Here is a 14,722-nt window from a genome sequence, read left to right on the forward strand (position 1 = left end):
GAGCTTTGCAATTGTTATTAGTAACAAAAAAATAACAAGGAAAGCCAGTAATAATTAGAGCGTGTTATCGTTTATCGGCAAAGATAAGAAAAAGCTGACAATTTATTTCGGCAAAAGATGGGGGACTAGAGGTGGACGTCTCGCAGAAACTTTAGGGCCATACCATGTCGACAAATAATCGAGAATATCTTCTTCTGCATCGCCCAGTGGCCACAACTTTTGGGTTTCTTGCATCCAACGTATGGTTTCCAGCCAACGTTCTCTGCTCATAGCGTTTTGCGTGATAAGTGATGGTGAGTGACACGCACTGCAGTGGGCTTGAACCAGACTCATACCCTTAGCTACTACAAGCCCAGATTGAGGGTCGATGCTTTGGGTTGAATTGACTATCTCCGCGCTGTTGTCGGCGGCCACAGCATGCACTGACGGGGACAGTAAACACAGCGTTAATGTACAAACATAGGAAAGAATGCGAAAAGTCATGCCTACACCACTTTAAGTGCTATACGGTGACATGCATTATTCAAATACCCTTTAGGGTTCCATCCTGGTAACACCATGGGTTGCGCTTTACCTTGCTTATCTACAGCTTTCGCCCACACCTCGTAATACCCTTGCTGAGGAAAGCGAAGCTTAGCGTCAAAGTGTTGCCATGCGTGTTTATTTACCGGGGCGGTCAAGGTAGTAGCTTGCCACGTTTGCCCAAAGTCGATAGACACGTGTACGTTATCTACCGCACTCTCACCACACCATGCATGCCCTCTTATTTTCAGTGGTTCAGACACATTGTGGGTACTTCCTGATTGAGGGAAAGTGATGAGCGATTTCACCGGCATCGCTTCAATAATACACATGTCTTCGTCGGCAACAGACGCACCCGGCGCTACAGGTTTGCACGGGACGCGGTAGGCTTTACCAAGCATTTTCGCGCCGTCGTGAACTTTATTGCGTACGACTATTTTTTTAAGCCACTTTCCGGAAGTTGAAGCGGGCCAGCCGCCAAACACCAATCGCAGCGGGTAGCCATTCATCAGCGGTAAGGGCTCACCATTCATTTCCCACGCTATTAACGACTCATCTTCCATGGCTTTATGAATAGGTACACCTCGGGATATTGCTGCTTTCCCTGGTGTGCGACTCAAGTGCTGATCGTCTCCGTAGTAGCCAATGTACACTGCATCTTCTTTTACACCGACAGCCTGTAGAACGTCTTTCAAACGAACTCCCGTCCATCTAGGACACCCTACCGCTCCCGTTGTCCACTGATTACCTGTTGCAGCGGGAGAGAATTCTGCACGACCATTGCCACCACACTCTAATGTAAGTTGATAGGTGTAATGCGTAAATTCGGCTTTCAACTCGTCAAGGGTGAAGGTTCGCGACTGCTTTGCAGATTCCCCTTCGATTGTAAGTGACCATGAATTGGCATTGGGGTTTGGTGGCACTATGCCGTTGTTGCGCACGAAAAAGTGTTTTGCAGGCGTAACCGCATCGTCAAGTAAATGCGCGGGCGTTTCTGCATTGACAGGTCGGTCATTGAGTACAACTAATCCTTCCTTACCTTCAATCGTAAATGGCGAGTCACTTTGGGCAAACGCAGCGGGAATAAGACCTGCTGGCATAAAGCGTCCGTATACCACTTCGGCCCCAAGTAAAATAGATAACCCTTTTAGTCCCGAGAGAAATCCTCTACGTGTTAACGTATCACTTGTTCTGCCAAAAACAGCTTTGTCAGCTTCTATAGGATTTTCAGCATAAAGCTCATGAAGACCGCGCTTTTTCATCACTCACACCTCTTAACCAAACACCACAATGACAGTGTGGTAAACACCACGCTTATTGTGGGCGCCAAAACGCCTAAATTAGAAACAAATAACCCAGAATGAGTAACGCTATCCAAAGCGTTTCTGTGATAATCATAACGATGGGTAAGACGCCAACTTCGGCCAGCTTTCCTAAATTAGATTTCATGCCAATAGCGGTTATCGATACCACCAAAAAAAAGCGAGAGACCTGTGTACCGGTTTCAACCACCACAGTGGGCAAGGACACAAAACTGTTCAACAGCATCAATAAGATAAAGCCAACAAGAAACATTGGCATTTTGGGAATATCCCCCTCACCCGCATTGGCGTCTGCTTTATAAAAGCGTTTAATCACCAACATCATGATAAGTACCACCGGCATCAGCATCGCGACGCGAACTAACTTTGTCAGTGTCGCCATATCACCAGCACTATCAGACACTGAATAACCCGCGCCGACCACCTGGGCGACATCGTGAATGGTGCCCCCAAGAAATATGCCGGCGTCGGTATCGTTCATGCCTAATTGAGCAGATAAAATGGGGTACAAAATCATGGCAATTGTGGACATGGCAGTCACACCAATAACGGTCAGTAAGGTATCTCGCTCGTGATTTTGGCCTTTAGGAAGAATAGTGGATATCGCCAGAGCCGCAGAAGCGCCACAAATGGCAACAGAGCCACCCGTTAATGCCCCGAAGCGTTTTTGTAAGCCTAGCGACTTTGCAAGAAAAACACCCAAAACAATCGTTGTAAAAATTGCAAAAGCGAGCATTAAGGCAGTTTGCCAGCCGAGTACTGCAAGATCGCCAAGCGCTATCCGCAGCCCCAGTAAAACAACACCGGCTCGCAACAATGTGCTGGCGGTAAAATCAATGCCACACGCACACGGCGTATCGTTCTGATAAAGAAACGACACTGCCATACCTAGCAGTAGCGCAAATAACATGGCCGGCGCATTGTAATGCTCACTAAGAAAGAGTGCTGCCATTCCTGTAATGGTTGCAATACCCAACCCCGGCCAAATATTTTTGCACTTAACGGCTAAGTCATTCATTTCAATTATCGCTCTGAGGCTACCAATGCCACAAGAACTACGCGCTTTCTTTCGCCCGAATAGGGACGTCGACCATGCATTGCGCGATAGTTATCAACAATGGCTACATCACCGTCTTGCCACTCTAGGTCAAAGGTAAAATCTTCTGCCAATTCAGACACTCGCTCTAAGCCGTCTTTTGGAATAGCACTGCCGTCACCAAATGTAATGGCTGACGAGGGTTTTTCTCGAACACCTTTCCACCCCATGTAGGCAGCAATTAGCTGATTGTAAAACACTTCAGCACCATCATCTAACTCGATCACCGCAGGTAAGACAGGAGTTACCGCTCTTAAGCTTCCATCTTCCAGCCACTGCCAGCTGTAGCCTAACTCTTGTAGTTTCGCTTCAGCTTCTTCAAGTGTCTCAACACTTAGTGTGCTTTTCCAACTTCTACCTTGGCCAGAATTAGCGTCATTCGCAGCCGGCATTGTTGTGGTGTATTTCAACCCTTTTTCTTTGAAATCGCTGGCAAGTGATGGGTTCTCTACCTTTAGGGCTTCAAACAATTTGTCCGAACGACAAAGAGGCGTAGCACCGCCCTGCTCTGCAGCAGACTGACAAAAGAAAAACAGCTTGCTGGGCGAAATGGGAGTTTGCGCCATTTCGTGATGCAGGAAAATCTCTACGTCTTTGGGCGCTTCGTTGGCGGTAAAAACACGTTCGGTAAAGTTGATGCGTACCGCGTTAGATAAAGACTCTTGATAAGTGAAATTTGGATAGCCAAACCCAGCAGAAAAAACGTCAAAGGCCTCAGCGGAGTCAATGGGGAAGCCGCGAAACAGAAGTGCTCCAGCCTTGGCAAGCTTGGCTTCTAGCTCAGTTTGATTGGCGTTTACAAATGCCACTGTATCAGCCACTGTTTTGCATTGCCCGTTATTTACCACGATTTGAGGAAACACATCATCATTGTAATGATGCTGAGTGGCGACATTTGCATACTCAACACTTGAGGTCTGGTTGACGTTTTTCATGTTTTACTCCTAGTCGTAAATAGGGTGGAAGCGATTGAAAGCAGCTTCACAGAAGTGACCTGGGTCATTAAATCTGCGGTTAACGTTCAATCCAGAAATTGCCTGCATTTCATCATCGCTAAGGGTGAAATCGAACAATGCAAGATTCTCTTTCATACGTTCAACTTTCGACGTTTTAGGAATGATGGCATTGCCACGTTGAATCCCCCAACGCAACACAATCTGCGCTGGTGTTTTACCGTGGGCCTTTGCCGCTGCTTTTACGACACTCTGCTCTAACACAGACTCGGTTTGATCAGCCATTTCTAATTCCAAATACGATAAAGCGCCAAGTGGTGAGAACGCTGTTACAGCAAGGCCATAATCTTTGGCTAAGCGAATTAACCTTTCTTGAGTTAGGTAAGGGTGTGATTCAATTTGTAGCATAGCGGGCTTGATGCGCGCGTAGGCCATAAGATCATGGATGAGGCCTGTATTGTAGTTACACACACCAATCTGCTTTACTTTACCTGCATCAGCTAATGATTCCATTGCTCCCCACGTCTGATAAAGCGGGACAGGGGCAAGTTCCATCTTAGGCTCGTCGGCCTCAGGGTCGGCAAACCACTCTGGCGGGTAGCGTGTCTCAATAGGGACAAATTTTTGCGCTATAGGAAAATGGATAAGATACAAATCAAGATAATCCAACTGCAAATCAGCCAGTGTTTTGTCTAGTGCCAACTCCACATGCTCTGGCGCATGAAAGGTGTTCCAGAGCTTTGACGTTATCCAAAGTTCATCTCGGGTACAAAGACCATCTTCAATGGCGCGCTTAATACCCGCACCCACCTCTTTCTCGTTGCCATAATCAGACGCACAATCTAAATGGCGATAGCCCGCCTTAATCGCTTCATAAGCAGTATCGGCACAAATCGCCTTATCTACTTTCCAAAAGCCAAAGCCTACTTCTGGTATTTTATCCATCGCGTATTCAACCTTAGTTATCTGTTGTTGAGATAAAGTAAGTTTATCACTACACTTTAGTCTTGTATAAGACATAAGTTATTATAGCGACCAAACATTGTCAACAAAGTGTTAACAAACTTATTGAGATACGACAAAAAGCCGCAAGTGGAGCCTAGATAGCTACAACTTGTTGGGCGATAGAATGTGACTGAGAGTAGGTAGAGAGGAATAACTCGGCTAATCAATAGGATTTGACCAGCCGTTTATCAAAGACAAACACAGAATCATTTTGAAGAAATGATGAACGCGTTAATCCAACTCAACTTGATAGTGATAATGATCGGTGCGGCATTTACTCTCTCGATACTCGATAAGCTTACCGTCGATAGATTCGGTTACGCGCGTGACTAAAAGTAATGGTGCACCTTTTTCAACAGAAAGGCTTTTTGCATCACTCTTTGTTGCCAGCACAGCTTTGATACTGTCTCGCGTTTTAAATACGGTTTGGTTGTAATCAGTTTGGTAGAAGTGATAAAGCGTATGCGGAATATCTTCGCGCTTATCAATATCGGCGAATAACTTACTTGGTAGATAAATGGTTTCTAACATACAGAATTCATTATCTAAAATACGTCTTCGCTTAAGCTTTATCACTTTGTCTTTTGCTGAAATAGCCAGCGCTTCTTGAACTGCTTCAGTAGGCTCAATTTGTTCTTTACTGAGCAACTCTGCTTTTGGCAGGTCAGCACCTTTGCCATCAGCTTGCAGAGGAAAAAAGCGAAAGAGTGCATCTTGGGCGGTGTGCTCAGACACGAAGGTACCGACGCCTTGTCGACGGGTCACAATTTTTGTATCAGTGAGCAACGTAAGCGCCTTTCTCACCGTTCCCTGACTCACTTTAAATTCGTCGGCAAGTTTAAATTCACTGGGTAACATCTCGCCAGGTTGCCACCTACGCTCTACAATAAGTTGCTTTATATACTCGGCAACCTGTTGGTACAAAGGCTGGAAAGCAAGACTTGGACCGCCAAGCTTGTGGTCAAATTGAGATGTCGACATGAAACCGTAACCTAATGCTTATTATTCTGTTGTTATATCATACACAAGAGTTATAGCGCATTTTTGATTTAAATCACATACATCGTAGGAATTACACTAGATGCTACTGGAAACACTCGTGACCATGTTTGCCCTGTTAGGTCTCGCTACCGTACTACAAACGCTTAGCGGCTTTGGGTTTGGCTTGATGGTAGTATCTAGCTTTACGTTATTTAATATTATGCCGCTGACAGCCACCACGTTTTTAGTCAGTTTCTTGAGCCTATTTAACTCTGTATCGCTTGTGATTAAGAACACACACCAAGTGAACAAGCGTGCCTTCTCAATAATGTTGTTAAGTGGTGTGCCATTTATGGCAGTCGGCTATGCGTTATTGGAGTATCTCTCTAGCAACATGACAACTTGGCTAAACTTATTACTCGGTATTGCCATACTCAGCTGTTGTTTGTTGCTTTTGATTAAAAGAACAAAAGCGCCCGCTTCTGGCCGAGACTCTGGTTTTGCGATAGCCGGCACTGTTGGCGGGCTTTTAGGCGGGTTGTTTTCGACATTTGGCCCTCCTGTTGTTTTCCAGTGTTATAGACAGAATTGGCCAATCAACGAAATTCGCTTTACGTTATTAGCGGTATTTAGTGTTACCGCACTTATTCGCCTATGTATTGTTCCTTTTGGCACACTACCTACTTATGACGTTGTGATCGCCTGCGCTTGTTCCATCCCGGTCATCCTGATTTTTACTCGCGTTGGTCGATTACTTGCCGCTAAAGTAGAACCTAAAACCGTTCGCGCCATCGCCCTTGCTATGCTTGCTATCAGCGGCCTGACTTTAATCGTACAAAATGCCCCTACCTAACACCAATCCATATAGGCGATTGTCTTTTCAGCAGCGCTCACTGGCTTTTAGATTATTGTTATAAAATACCAAATGCACATTGACACCAAAGTTACATTTCATTAACTTATGTCTTATATAAGACATAAAGAGTAGTGTACTAATGAGCAATGCCTTTAACACAGTAGAGCCAGACTGGAACAGCATAGAACCCGCGGATATTGTCCAGACACCTTATTTAGCAAGTGATGATATGCTTGTTGTACCTACTCAATATGGTCAACTTAAGCTATCAATCAGTCAGTTTGGTCTGCGTATTCAAAACACTGATGACGACCAACACGTCTACGGCATGCTCACTGGCAAGTGTGAAAATGAGACACTGGTATTGTCTGGCGATAAAGATCACTGCACATTACTTGGTGGTGACTATCGTCTCGAGTTGTTCGCTTCTCCGCTTCACTTTAAGCTCTACAAAAACGATGAACTTGTACAGCAAAGTGCGACTGATGGGCATTTTGTGCGACAGCACCGCCTTCCCCCTTTTGCTAAAACTGATGGTCAATGGATTGTGTGTCTTGAACTTGGCTATGATGAAGCGGTATACGGCCTTGGGGAAAAATGGGCTAAGCTGGACAAACGCGGCCAGCTCGTTCGGTCATACAATCATGATGCGCTCGGTGTGAATGCCGAAAAATCTTATAAAAACACACCATATGCGTGGAGCCCGCAAGGCTGGAATTTATTTATCCATACCCCTGCGCCTGTTACTCACGGTGCGGGTTACGCCCTATGGTCGCAGCGCGCTTATGTGTGCGTTGTTGAAGATGCACTATTAGATATGTTCCTTTACCACGAGGCGACACCAGCTAAAAGCATTCATACTTACAGTCAACTTACCGGCTTCGCTCCTACACCACCGACATGGAGCTTAGGCGTTATTCTCTCAAAAGCATATTACAAAGACGCCGAAGAACTCTTGGCAGTTGCACGAGAAGTGCGCGAGAAAGAAATGCCTTGTGACGTAATCACCTTAGATGGCAGAGCGTGGCAGGATACTGATACGCGCTTCGCTTTTGAGTGGGACCCGAAACGTTACGCAGATCCAAAACCCGTCATTGACGAGCTAAAAGCGCTAGGCTTCAAGATTTGTGTGTGGGAATACCCGATGATTTCGGTCAAAAACCCACTCTTTAAAAAAGCAGCAGACAACGGTTGGCTGATTAAAGATAAGCGAACGGGTGAAGCCTATCGCTATGAGTGGGATTTAAGCCCGTTTGGCGAAGTGCTTACGCCCCTTCCCGACTCAGGTATTCTGGACTTCACGCACCCAGAGGCCTACGAGTTTTGGCGAGAGTCACATAAGCCTTTGTTTGAGTTGGGTGTCGATATGATTAAAGCCGATTTTGGTGAGCAAATCGAAGATGACAACATGCTTTCATACAGTGGCGACTCAGGTAATCGCCTACATAATGTTTATAGTAAGTTGTACAACCAATGCGTTTATGAGGCTGCTCAGAAATATTGTAAAACCGGCCCCTTTCTTTTTAGTCGTTCAGCGTGGACAGGAAGTCAGCGCTATCCTTCACAATGGGGAGGCGATCCGCAAGCTGATTGGCACGGCCTCTCGGCGAGTATCCGAGGTAGTTTGTCTTGGGGCATGTCAGGCGGTCCTTTTTTTGCCACTGATATAGGCGGCTTTTATAAAGATACTCGCGATGCAGAGCTATATGTGCGCTGGACTCAAGCTTCTGTATTCAGTGCTCACATGCGTCTTCACGGCATAGGCCCTCGCGAACCCTGGTCGTATGGCGACGCTGCGTCAGCCGCTGTGTTTGAAGCATTGAAGCTGCGCTACCGATTAATTCCCTATTTACAAAAAACAGCCGAGCAAGCTTCAGTATCTGGCTTACCAGTGCAAAGAGCTATGGCGTTGGCATTTCCCGACGAACCGTTAGCGCATGCTTTCGAACAGCAATTTATGTGTGGCGATGACCTGTTGGTTGTACCCTGTGTCGTACCCGGTGGCAAAATAAAGTACTACTTACCCAAGGGCGAATGGGTGCGCCTTGGCACGAATGAGGTGTTAACCGGTGGCGATTATAAAGAAGCCATACTGGCGCTAAATGAAATGGCAGTGTTTATACCCAAAGGTAAGCACATTACTTTTGGACCAGAGGTTCAACACACCGATATGGACATGTCTGACACCACTGTGTGGCCAGCGCAGTAGTTCACAAGGAGTAGTTCATGGATATCACCCTCACCCTTTTATCATGCATCGCGTTTATGGCGCTCGTTGCTGTTATCTCTTACATGAAAACAAGAGGCGAGGTAAATACACAAGATGGGTATTTCCTTGCGGGGCGGGGGCTGACTGGTACCTTTATTGCCGGCTCCATGATTTTAACAAACCTTTCAGCCGAACAACTTATTGGTCTCAATGGCTCGGCGTTTGGCTACAACCTAAGCGCAATGGCATGGGAAGTCACCGCGGGCGTTTCAACCATTATCATGGCGCTTATCTTTCTACCTCGCTATTTAGCTGGTGCATTTTCAACGCTGCCAGAATTTTTACGCGATCGCTTTGACGATAGTGTGCGTCGAATGACAGTGGTACTGTTTATGGTTGGCTACTCGCTTGTCACCATTCCTTCTGTGCTTTACTCAGGCTCAATTGCGGTGCTTCGCTTATTTGATGTGCCAGGGCTTTTCAACATAAGTTATGAAGCCAGTCTGATTCTCACAATTGTTATAGTTGGCACTATTGGTGCGCTTTACGCCATATTCGGCGGCCTTAAGGCAGTGGCAGTGTCTGACACTATTAACGGCATTGGCCTGCTTATCGTTGGATTACTTGTCCCTGTTTTAGGGCTTATTGCCTTGGGAGAAGGTAATTTCAGCGATGGTCTTGCAACCATTGCCACCACTGAAACGGAAAAGCTAAATGCCATAGGCAGCGCGGAAGACCCTGTGCCTTTTGGCACCATATTTACGGGTATGATTTTGGCTAACCTTTTTTATTGGGGAACAAATCAGTACGTTATCCAACGAACGCTGGGTGCAAAGAACCTTGTTGAGGGTCAAAAAGGCGTTCTATTTTCAGGTTATTTCAAAGTGCTAGTGCCCTTTATGATGATGCTTCCCGGTGTCATTGCCTACCATCTTTATCAAGACGACAACTTACAAACTATCGACTTGGCATACCCGCACTTAGTGAAAGATGTGCTTCCACAATACCTATCTGGTTTCTTTCTAGCGGTTTTATTGGGCGCGGTCTTCAGCTCATTTAATTCTCTGCTTAACAGCGCGGCAACTTTGTTTTGCTTAGATGTCTACAAGCCACTTAAGAAAGATAAGGTAAGTGATGAAAAACTTATCCGCGTAGCCAAGATAACAAGCTTGGTTATCGCCATTCTTTCGTTTATTACTGCGCCGCTATTAATGTTAGCACCCGAGGGCTTGTGGCAAATAATTCGAATATTCACCGGCTTTTATAATATTCCGGTTATCACTATTGTACTTGTTGGACTATTTACGAAACGCGTGCCAGCGCTAGCTGCCAAGGTCGCCATTGTGTTTCATGTAATCGCTTATGGTCTATTGAAGTTTGTTTGGGACGTTGAGATAAACTTCATCCACATCTACGCCATTTTGTTTGCAATTGAGTTGGCCATTATGCTGGTTATAGGCAAACTCTACCCTATGGCGACACCATGGCAATTTATCCCCAAAGCCGAAGTTAATATGACGCCGTGGCGATACGCTATTCCTTGCGCTATTGTGCTTGTGAGCCTAATTGCCACACTCTACCTAATGTTTTCTCCTATCGGCTTTGTGGGAGGCTTAAGTAGTGCTTTCACTCCCATTTTATTAACACTTTGGGCCACTTGCTTTATTGCAGTGGGTGTAAGTCTCAAGTGGTGGAGAGTGAAGTATGAGAACGGCTTAAAGCGACTGGCGAGCGCCACGTCGCAATAAGTCAAACGCGAGGCGTCTGCCTCGCTCCCCTTATCAATTTCTGCGCTGTATAGAAAAAACACAAAAAAATTAACATAGCGTTTGCAAATCACTTAACAATTGTTTAACTTAATCACTCTTATATAAGACATTAGACGCAAGATAACTCTTATACATAAGACCGTTTATTTAAAATGAAAATCGCGTAGCGCTGTACCCTACGCCGCGACAATAAAAACCAAGCACTTTTTACCTTCATACGTTCACGCCTTGCTTGATACCGAAGGATGAAAAGCGCGATAAGCGAAACACCCCTGGAGAACAACATGAAAACAAGAAGGTCGATTGTAAGCCGAGCGGTTACGCTCGCAATGACATCTGGATTACTCGTAAGTGCACATGGTTATGCGCAAGACGCAGAACAAACCGAAGCGCAAAACGATGAAAAATCATTTGAACAAATTGTCGTTACATCGCAAAAGCGCGTTCAGAGTATCAGCGATGTGCCTGTTGCTGTTTCGGTATTGCGCGGTGATCAAATTGAATCGGCCTTCGCCAATAATGTTGAAAACTTGCAAGCACTTGTACCCTCAGTAAGCTTTAGAAAAGGAACAACTACCCGTAATTCAGCACTTACTGTTCGTGGTATTGGTACTATTTCATTTAGTATTGCCGCCGAGCCTAGTGTTGCTACAGTCGTTGATGGGGTTGTGTTAGGTCGTTCAGGCCAAGCATTTGCCGACCTATATGATGTGGATAGAATTGAAGTGCTACGTGGCCCGCAAGGAACGCTTTTTGGTAAAAACGCCTCTGCGGGCGTGGTTAACATTACCACAAAAGATCCTTCTCAAGAGCTGACTGGCAGCTTATCTACCGAGTTTTATCAAGACAATGAATATCGTTTAAAAGGTACCGTAAGTGGCGGCCTAACCGATGAGCTTTCAGCAAGCTTGACGTTATTCCAAGGTAAGTTCGATGGTTACATCGACAATGTATATAACAACGAAAAGGTTAATGGCTACGATCGCGAAGGTGCTCGCGCAGTCGTGCTATATGAGCCCGCAGACGACTTGACCGTTAAATTTATCGGTGAATTCTATAGTGCAGATGATGATTGCTGTGCTGATTTAGAAGGTCTCCCAAGTGGCAGAAACCCTGACTCTAAAGCTGCACCAAACAGCAATGGCATCGTTGATGGCGTTGCCGATATAGACCTTGACCAGCGTCGAATCGATCATGATTTTGAGTCTCGTACTATTGATGATCATTCAGCGTTCTCTGTACAGGTAGATAAAACGGTAGGTGACTACACGTACACATCAATTACTGCACAGCGTTCGTGGGAAAACACCGAATACCGAGAGGGTGACTTTACGTCTATCGCGGGCGACAGCAACGAACCTGTATTTGGCGTACCTTTTCAATTACACGATGTAGGCCCTCAAGAGTGGAGCCAGTTTTCTCAAGAGTTCCGCGTAGCATCTAATTTAGACGGTCCGTTTAATTTCTTGGCAGGCCTTTTCTACTGGAACATGGACTCTGAGCGTAACTTTACGCGTGATGCGAGCTGTCAAAATAACAACGGGCAACTTGATCAAGCCCTTACATTTTACGCAGAGAATAATTTATCAGGTGACGCACTAAGCACTGCACTTGGTGATTTAGACGCTTATGCCGCTTCACTAGGTGTAAGTTGTAATGCAAATGATATTGTCTCAGCAACGGCGTATATGAGCACCGAGTTTAATAACTGGGCACTTTATGGCGATGGCACCTATGACATTAGCGATGACATGCGTCTTATTTTCGGCTTGCGCTATACCGACGACGAAGTGTCTTACACCCATCGTCGTGTCAATAACGACGAGTATGGTCGCCGTGGCGTAGGTGTGCGTCCGGCTACTGAAAATACTGACACTCAGGGCAGCGTAGATGAAACCAATCTATCAGGACGTATTGGTATTCAATATGATGTCGCCCAAGGGCAGATGATTTATGGTATGTACTCTCAGGGTTATAAAGGCCCTGGCTTCAACGTTTACTATAACTTCAATCCCGCAAATGATGGGCGTCCTATCGGCGCAGAAGAGTCAGATGCATTTGAAATTGGGTACAAATACGCTAGCCGCGATGTACTATTTAACGTTGCATTATTTACCACTGACATTGAAGGTTTCCAAGCGAATAACTTCGATTGTTCAGACGGTGCCTGTATTACACGTTTAACCAATGCCGGAAATGTTACTACACAAGGTATTGAAGTTGATTTCATGTGGAATGCTACGGAAAACCTAACCTTAATCGGTGGTGCAGCTTACACGAAGGCAGAAATCGACGAATTTAATTGCCCGGTAGAAGTAGACCCTGACGCATGTACTGACCGTTCAGGTCTTGATGTGCCGTTCTCACCTGATATGAAGTACTCCTTATCAGCAGAATACTTTATGGAAACGTCACACGGTTTTGACGTGTATTACAACGCATCATACGTGTATACCGATGAGCAATATTCTGACCTGCCAGGTAATACCGGTAACTTCAACCCCGCATCGCTGTTGCCAGATTACAACATGCTTAATGCGAGCATAGGCTTGTCGTTCAAAGATGATGCGTTCCGCGTGTCATTGATAGCTAAGAACTTGTTGGATGACAGCTATGCTACTACGTATAGCGGTGACAATTTCCGTTACCAAATTCCGCGTGATGCAGACCGTTATTTCGGTGTGGCGTTTAAAGCACAGTTCTAATTATTTTTGTAAACCGTGTGTGTTCATTAGGGGCGTCTAACGCCCCTTTTTTTATTACTAGGTGAGTTCGTCGTGCTGATGATCATGCGCATGGGTATGAAGATTGTCCGGCTCATCACGACAAGGCTCTCCAGGCAATTCAAACTCAATCGTTGTGTGAGCAAGATTGAATGGCGCCAACAGAGAATTTACTTGGCGCTTCAGTTCGCGAAGCGTGTCGTTACTAATACTGCAGTCAATAACAACATGCGCAGTTAACACATGCTGCTCCCCATCTAACGACCAAAAGTGTACGTGGTGAATCTCATCAACGTGTTTTATCGACAGTAGCGCTTTGCTGATCGCTTCCCTCACTTTTATATCTGGCACACCTTGCAGGAATAGTCCCATCGTTTGCACTACGTATCGCACCACATTAATTAGAATGAAGAGTGTAAAGACAATAGAAAGGATAGGATCAAGAATGGGCCAATGGACAAAGTGCAATACAATCGCGACAACCAACACTGCCACCCACCCCATGGTGTCTTCAATTAAATGCCAATTGAGCACTTTCTCATTCATAGAATGACCGCCGTGGAGTTTGTACGCGGCAAAACCATTGACCGCAATACCCAGTATTGCAAGTCCAATCATGCCTTGTGTCATTGGCATTTCAGGTTCCATTAATCGAGGAATCGCCTCAGATAGCACCCAAACAGAACCTATCACTAAGATAACACCGTTAATCATAGCGCCCATTAAGCTCAAACGTTTAAAGCCATAGGAATATTTTTGTGTGGCCGCTTTTTTGCCAAGCTTACTTAAGTACCACGCTAAACCAATGGACAAAGAATCACCTAAGTCATGTACGGCATCAGCCATAATGGCGACACTGTTGGTTAGCCAACCACCTACGAACTCGATAATGGTGAAAATAAAGTTCAGCCAAAATGCCCAACCAATACGCGTTGTGTCGGCATTGTCAACGTCATGAGTATGTGCATGGGAATGATGATGGTGATGCATGGTTAATTCTCTGCAAAGGGAATGCTACAGCATACACAAAAAAGCGCATTTGGCCCTAATACACGGTAGATAAAGCCCAAAGCTTCCTCTAGCCCAAGGAGATTGCTCTATGGATTGTTATTATCAATTAACACTGGACACGATAATTTGTAAACAGTGCGTGAACTGAGCAACACCAAATTTTAAACTTTTGGATAAAATAACGCTGAAGGCCTTTAAAAATAATGAGCACAAGCAAATTTTTCAGAAAAAACGCATTTTGCAAATGTTAAAATTTTGAGAACAGTATTGATCTT

At 45.3% G+C, this 14,722-nt stretch carries 11 protein-coding genes; 4 read left to right on the forward strand and 7 right to left on the reverse strand.

All coding sequences use genetic code 11. The features are described from left to right. Positions 1-102: 102 nt before the first annotated feature. The 6 genes from JN178_RS18455 to JN178_RS18480 form a co-directional block, all read right to left on the reverse strand. Entirely contained in the window at positions 103-483 is a 381-nt protein-coding gene (locus tag JN178_RS18455; RefSeq protein ID WP_202262767.1) for a hypothetical protein, read from the reverse strand. A 2-nt stretch (positions 484-485) separates the two neighbouring features. Then, positions 486-1,784, reverse strand: a complete 1,299-nt coding sequence (locus JN178_RS18460) for a sulfite oxidase (protein ID WP_202262768.1) — start codon at positions 1,782-1,784, stop codon at positions 486-488. Positions 1,785-1,857: 73 nt separating this feature from the next. Beyond that, positions 1,858-2,862: a YeiH family protein gene (locus tag JN178_RS18465; protein ID WP_202262769.1), complete on the reverse strand. Its 1,005-nt coding sequence runs from the start codon at positions 2,860-2,862 to the stop codon at positions 1,858-1,860. 5 nt (positions 2,863-2,867) lie between these two features. Beyond that, complete coding sequence (locus JN178_RS18470; RefSeq protein WP_202262770.1) at positions 2,868-3,875, reverse strand: TauD/TfdA family dioxygenase; 1,008 nt, start codon at positions 3,873-3,875, stop codon at positions 2,868-2,870. Between the two features lie 9 nt (positions 3,876-3,884). Continuing rightward, complete coding sequence (locus JN178_RS18475; protein ID WP_202262771.1) at positions 3,885-4,838, reverse strand: aldo/keto reductase; 954 nt, start codon at positions 4,836-4,838, stop codon at positions 3,885-3,887. Positions 4,839-5,129: 291 nt separating this feature from the next. Further along, positions 5,130-5,879: a GntR family transcriptional regulator gene (locus JN178_RS18480; RefSeq protein WP_202262772.1), complete on the reverse strand. Its 750-nt coding sequence runs from the start codon at positions 5,877-5,879 to the stop codon at positions 5,130-5,132. Positions 5,880-5,979: 100 nt separating this feature from the next. On the opposite strand from JN178_RS18480, the gene JN178_RS18485 reads away from it, so the two are divergent. From JN178_RS18485 to JN178_RS18500, 4 genes are all read left to right on the forward strand, one after another. Then, complete coding sequence (locus tag JN178_RS18485) at positions 5,980-6,732, forward strand: sulfite exporter TauE/SafE family protein (RefSeq protein ID WP_202262773.1); 753 nt, start codon at positions 5,980-5,982, stop codon at positions 6,730-6,732. 142 nt (positions 6,733-6,874) lie between these two features. Beyond that, positions 6,875-8,944 (forward strand): glycoside hydrolase family 31 protein, encoded by a 2,070-nt coding sequence (locus JN178_RS18490; protein ID WP_202262774.1) that lies wholly within the window; start codon positions 6,875-6,877, stop codon positions 8,942-8,944. A gap of 17 nt (positions 8,945-8,961) precedes the next feature. After that, the gene (locus JN178_RS18495; RefSeq protein WP_202262775.1) at positions 8,962-10,692 is read left to right on the forward strand and encodes a solute:sodium symporter family transporter; all 1,731 of its coding nucleotides are present in this window, start codon (positions 8,962-8,964) and stop codon (positions 10,690-10,692) included. 305 nt (positions 10,693-10,997) lie between these two features. Then, positions 10,998-13,418 carry a TonB-dependent receptor gene (locus tag JN178_RS18500; RefSeq protein ID WP_202262776.1) on the forward strand — a complete coding sequence of 807 codons (2,421 nt, stop codon included), beginning with the start codon at positions 10,998-11,000 and terminating at the stop codon, positions 13,416-13,418. A gap of 57 nt (positions 13,419-13,475) precedes the next feature. Here JN178_RS18500 and JN178_RS18505 read toward each other — a convergent pair whose 3' ends face one another. Continuing rightward, complete coding sequence (locus JN178_RS18505) at positions 13,476-14,426, reverse strand: cation diffusion facilitator family transporter (protein ID WP_202262777.1); 951 nt, start codon at positions 14,424-14,426, stop codon at positions 13,476-13,478. Positions 14,427-14,722 lie beyond the last annotated feature (296 nt).

This window comes from Alteromonas sp. KC3, from assembly GCF_016756315.1.
GTDB lineage: Bacteria > Pseudomonadota > Gammaproteobacteria > Enterobacterales > Alteromonadaceae > Alteromonas.

Excerpts from the sequence above, each read along its gene's own strand:
- JN178_RS18455 (WP_202262767.1), bottom strand. The coding sequence starts at position 483 with ATGACTTTTCGCATTCTTTCCTATGTTTGTACATTAACGCTGTGTTTA.
- JN178_RS18460 (WP_202262768.1), bottom strand. The coding sequence starts at position 1,784 with ATGAAAAAGCGCGGTCTTCATGAGCTTTATGCTGAAAATCCTATAGAA.
- JN178_RS18465 (WP_202262769.1), bottom strand. The coding sequence starts at position 2,862 with ATGAATGACTTAGCCGTTAAGTGCAAAAATATTTGGCCGGGGTTGGGT.
- JN178_RS18470 (WP_202262770.1), bottom strand. The coding sequence starts at position 3,875 with ATGAAAAACGTCAACCAGACCTCAAGTGTTGAGTATGCAAATGTCGCC.
- JN178_RS18475 (WP_202262771.1), bottom strand. The coding sequence starts at position 4,838 with ATGGATAAAATACCAGAAGTAGGCTTTGGCTTTTGGAAAGTAGATAAG.
- JN178_RS18480 (WP_202262772.1), bottom strand. The coding sequence starts at position 5,879 with ATGTCGACATCTCAATTTGACCACAAGCTTGGCGGTCCAAGTCTTGCT.
- JN178_RS18485 (WP_202262773.1), top strand. The coding sequence starts at position 5,980 with ATGCTACTGGAAACACTCGTGACCATGTTTGCCCTGTTAGGTCTCGCT.
- JN178_RS18490 (WP_202262774.1), top strand. The coding sequence starts at position 6,875 with ATGAGCAATGCCTTTAACACAGTAGAGCCAGACTGGAACAGCATAGAA.
- JN178_RS18495 (WP_202262775.1), top strand. The coding sequence starts at position 8,962 with ATGGATATCACCCTCACCCTTTTATCATGCATCGCGTTTATGGCGCTC.
- JN178_RS18500 (WP_202262776.1), top strand. The coding sequence starts at position 10,998 with ATGAAAACAAGAAGGTCGATTGTAAGCCGAGCGGTTACGCTCGCAATG.
- JN178_RS18505 (WP_202262777.1), bottom strand. The coding sequence starts at position 14,426 with ATGCATCACCATCATCATTCCCATGCACATACTCATGACGTTGACAAT.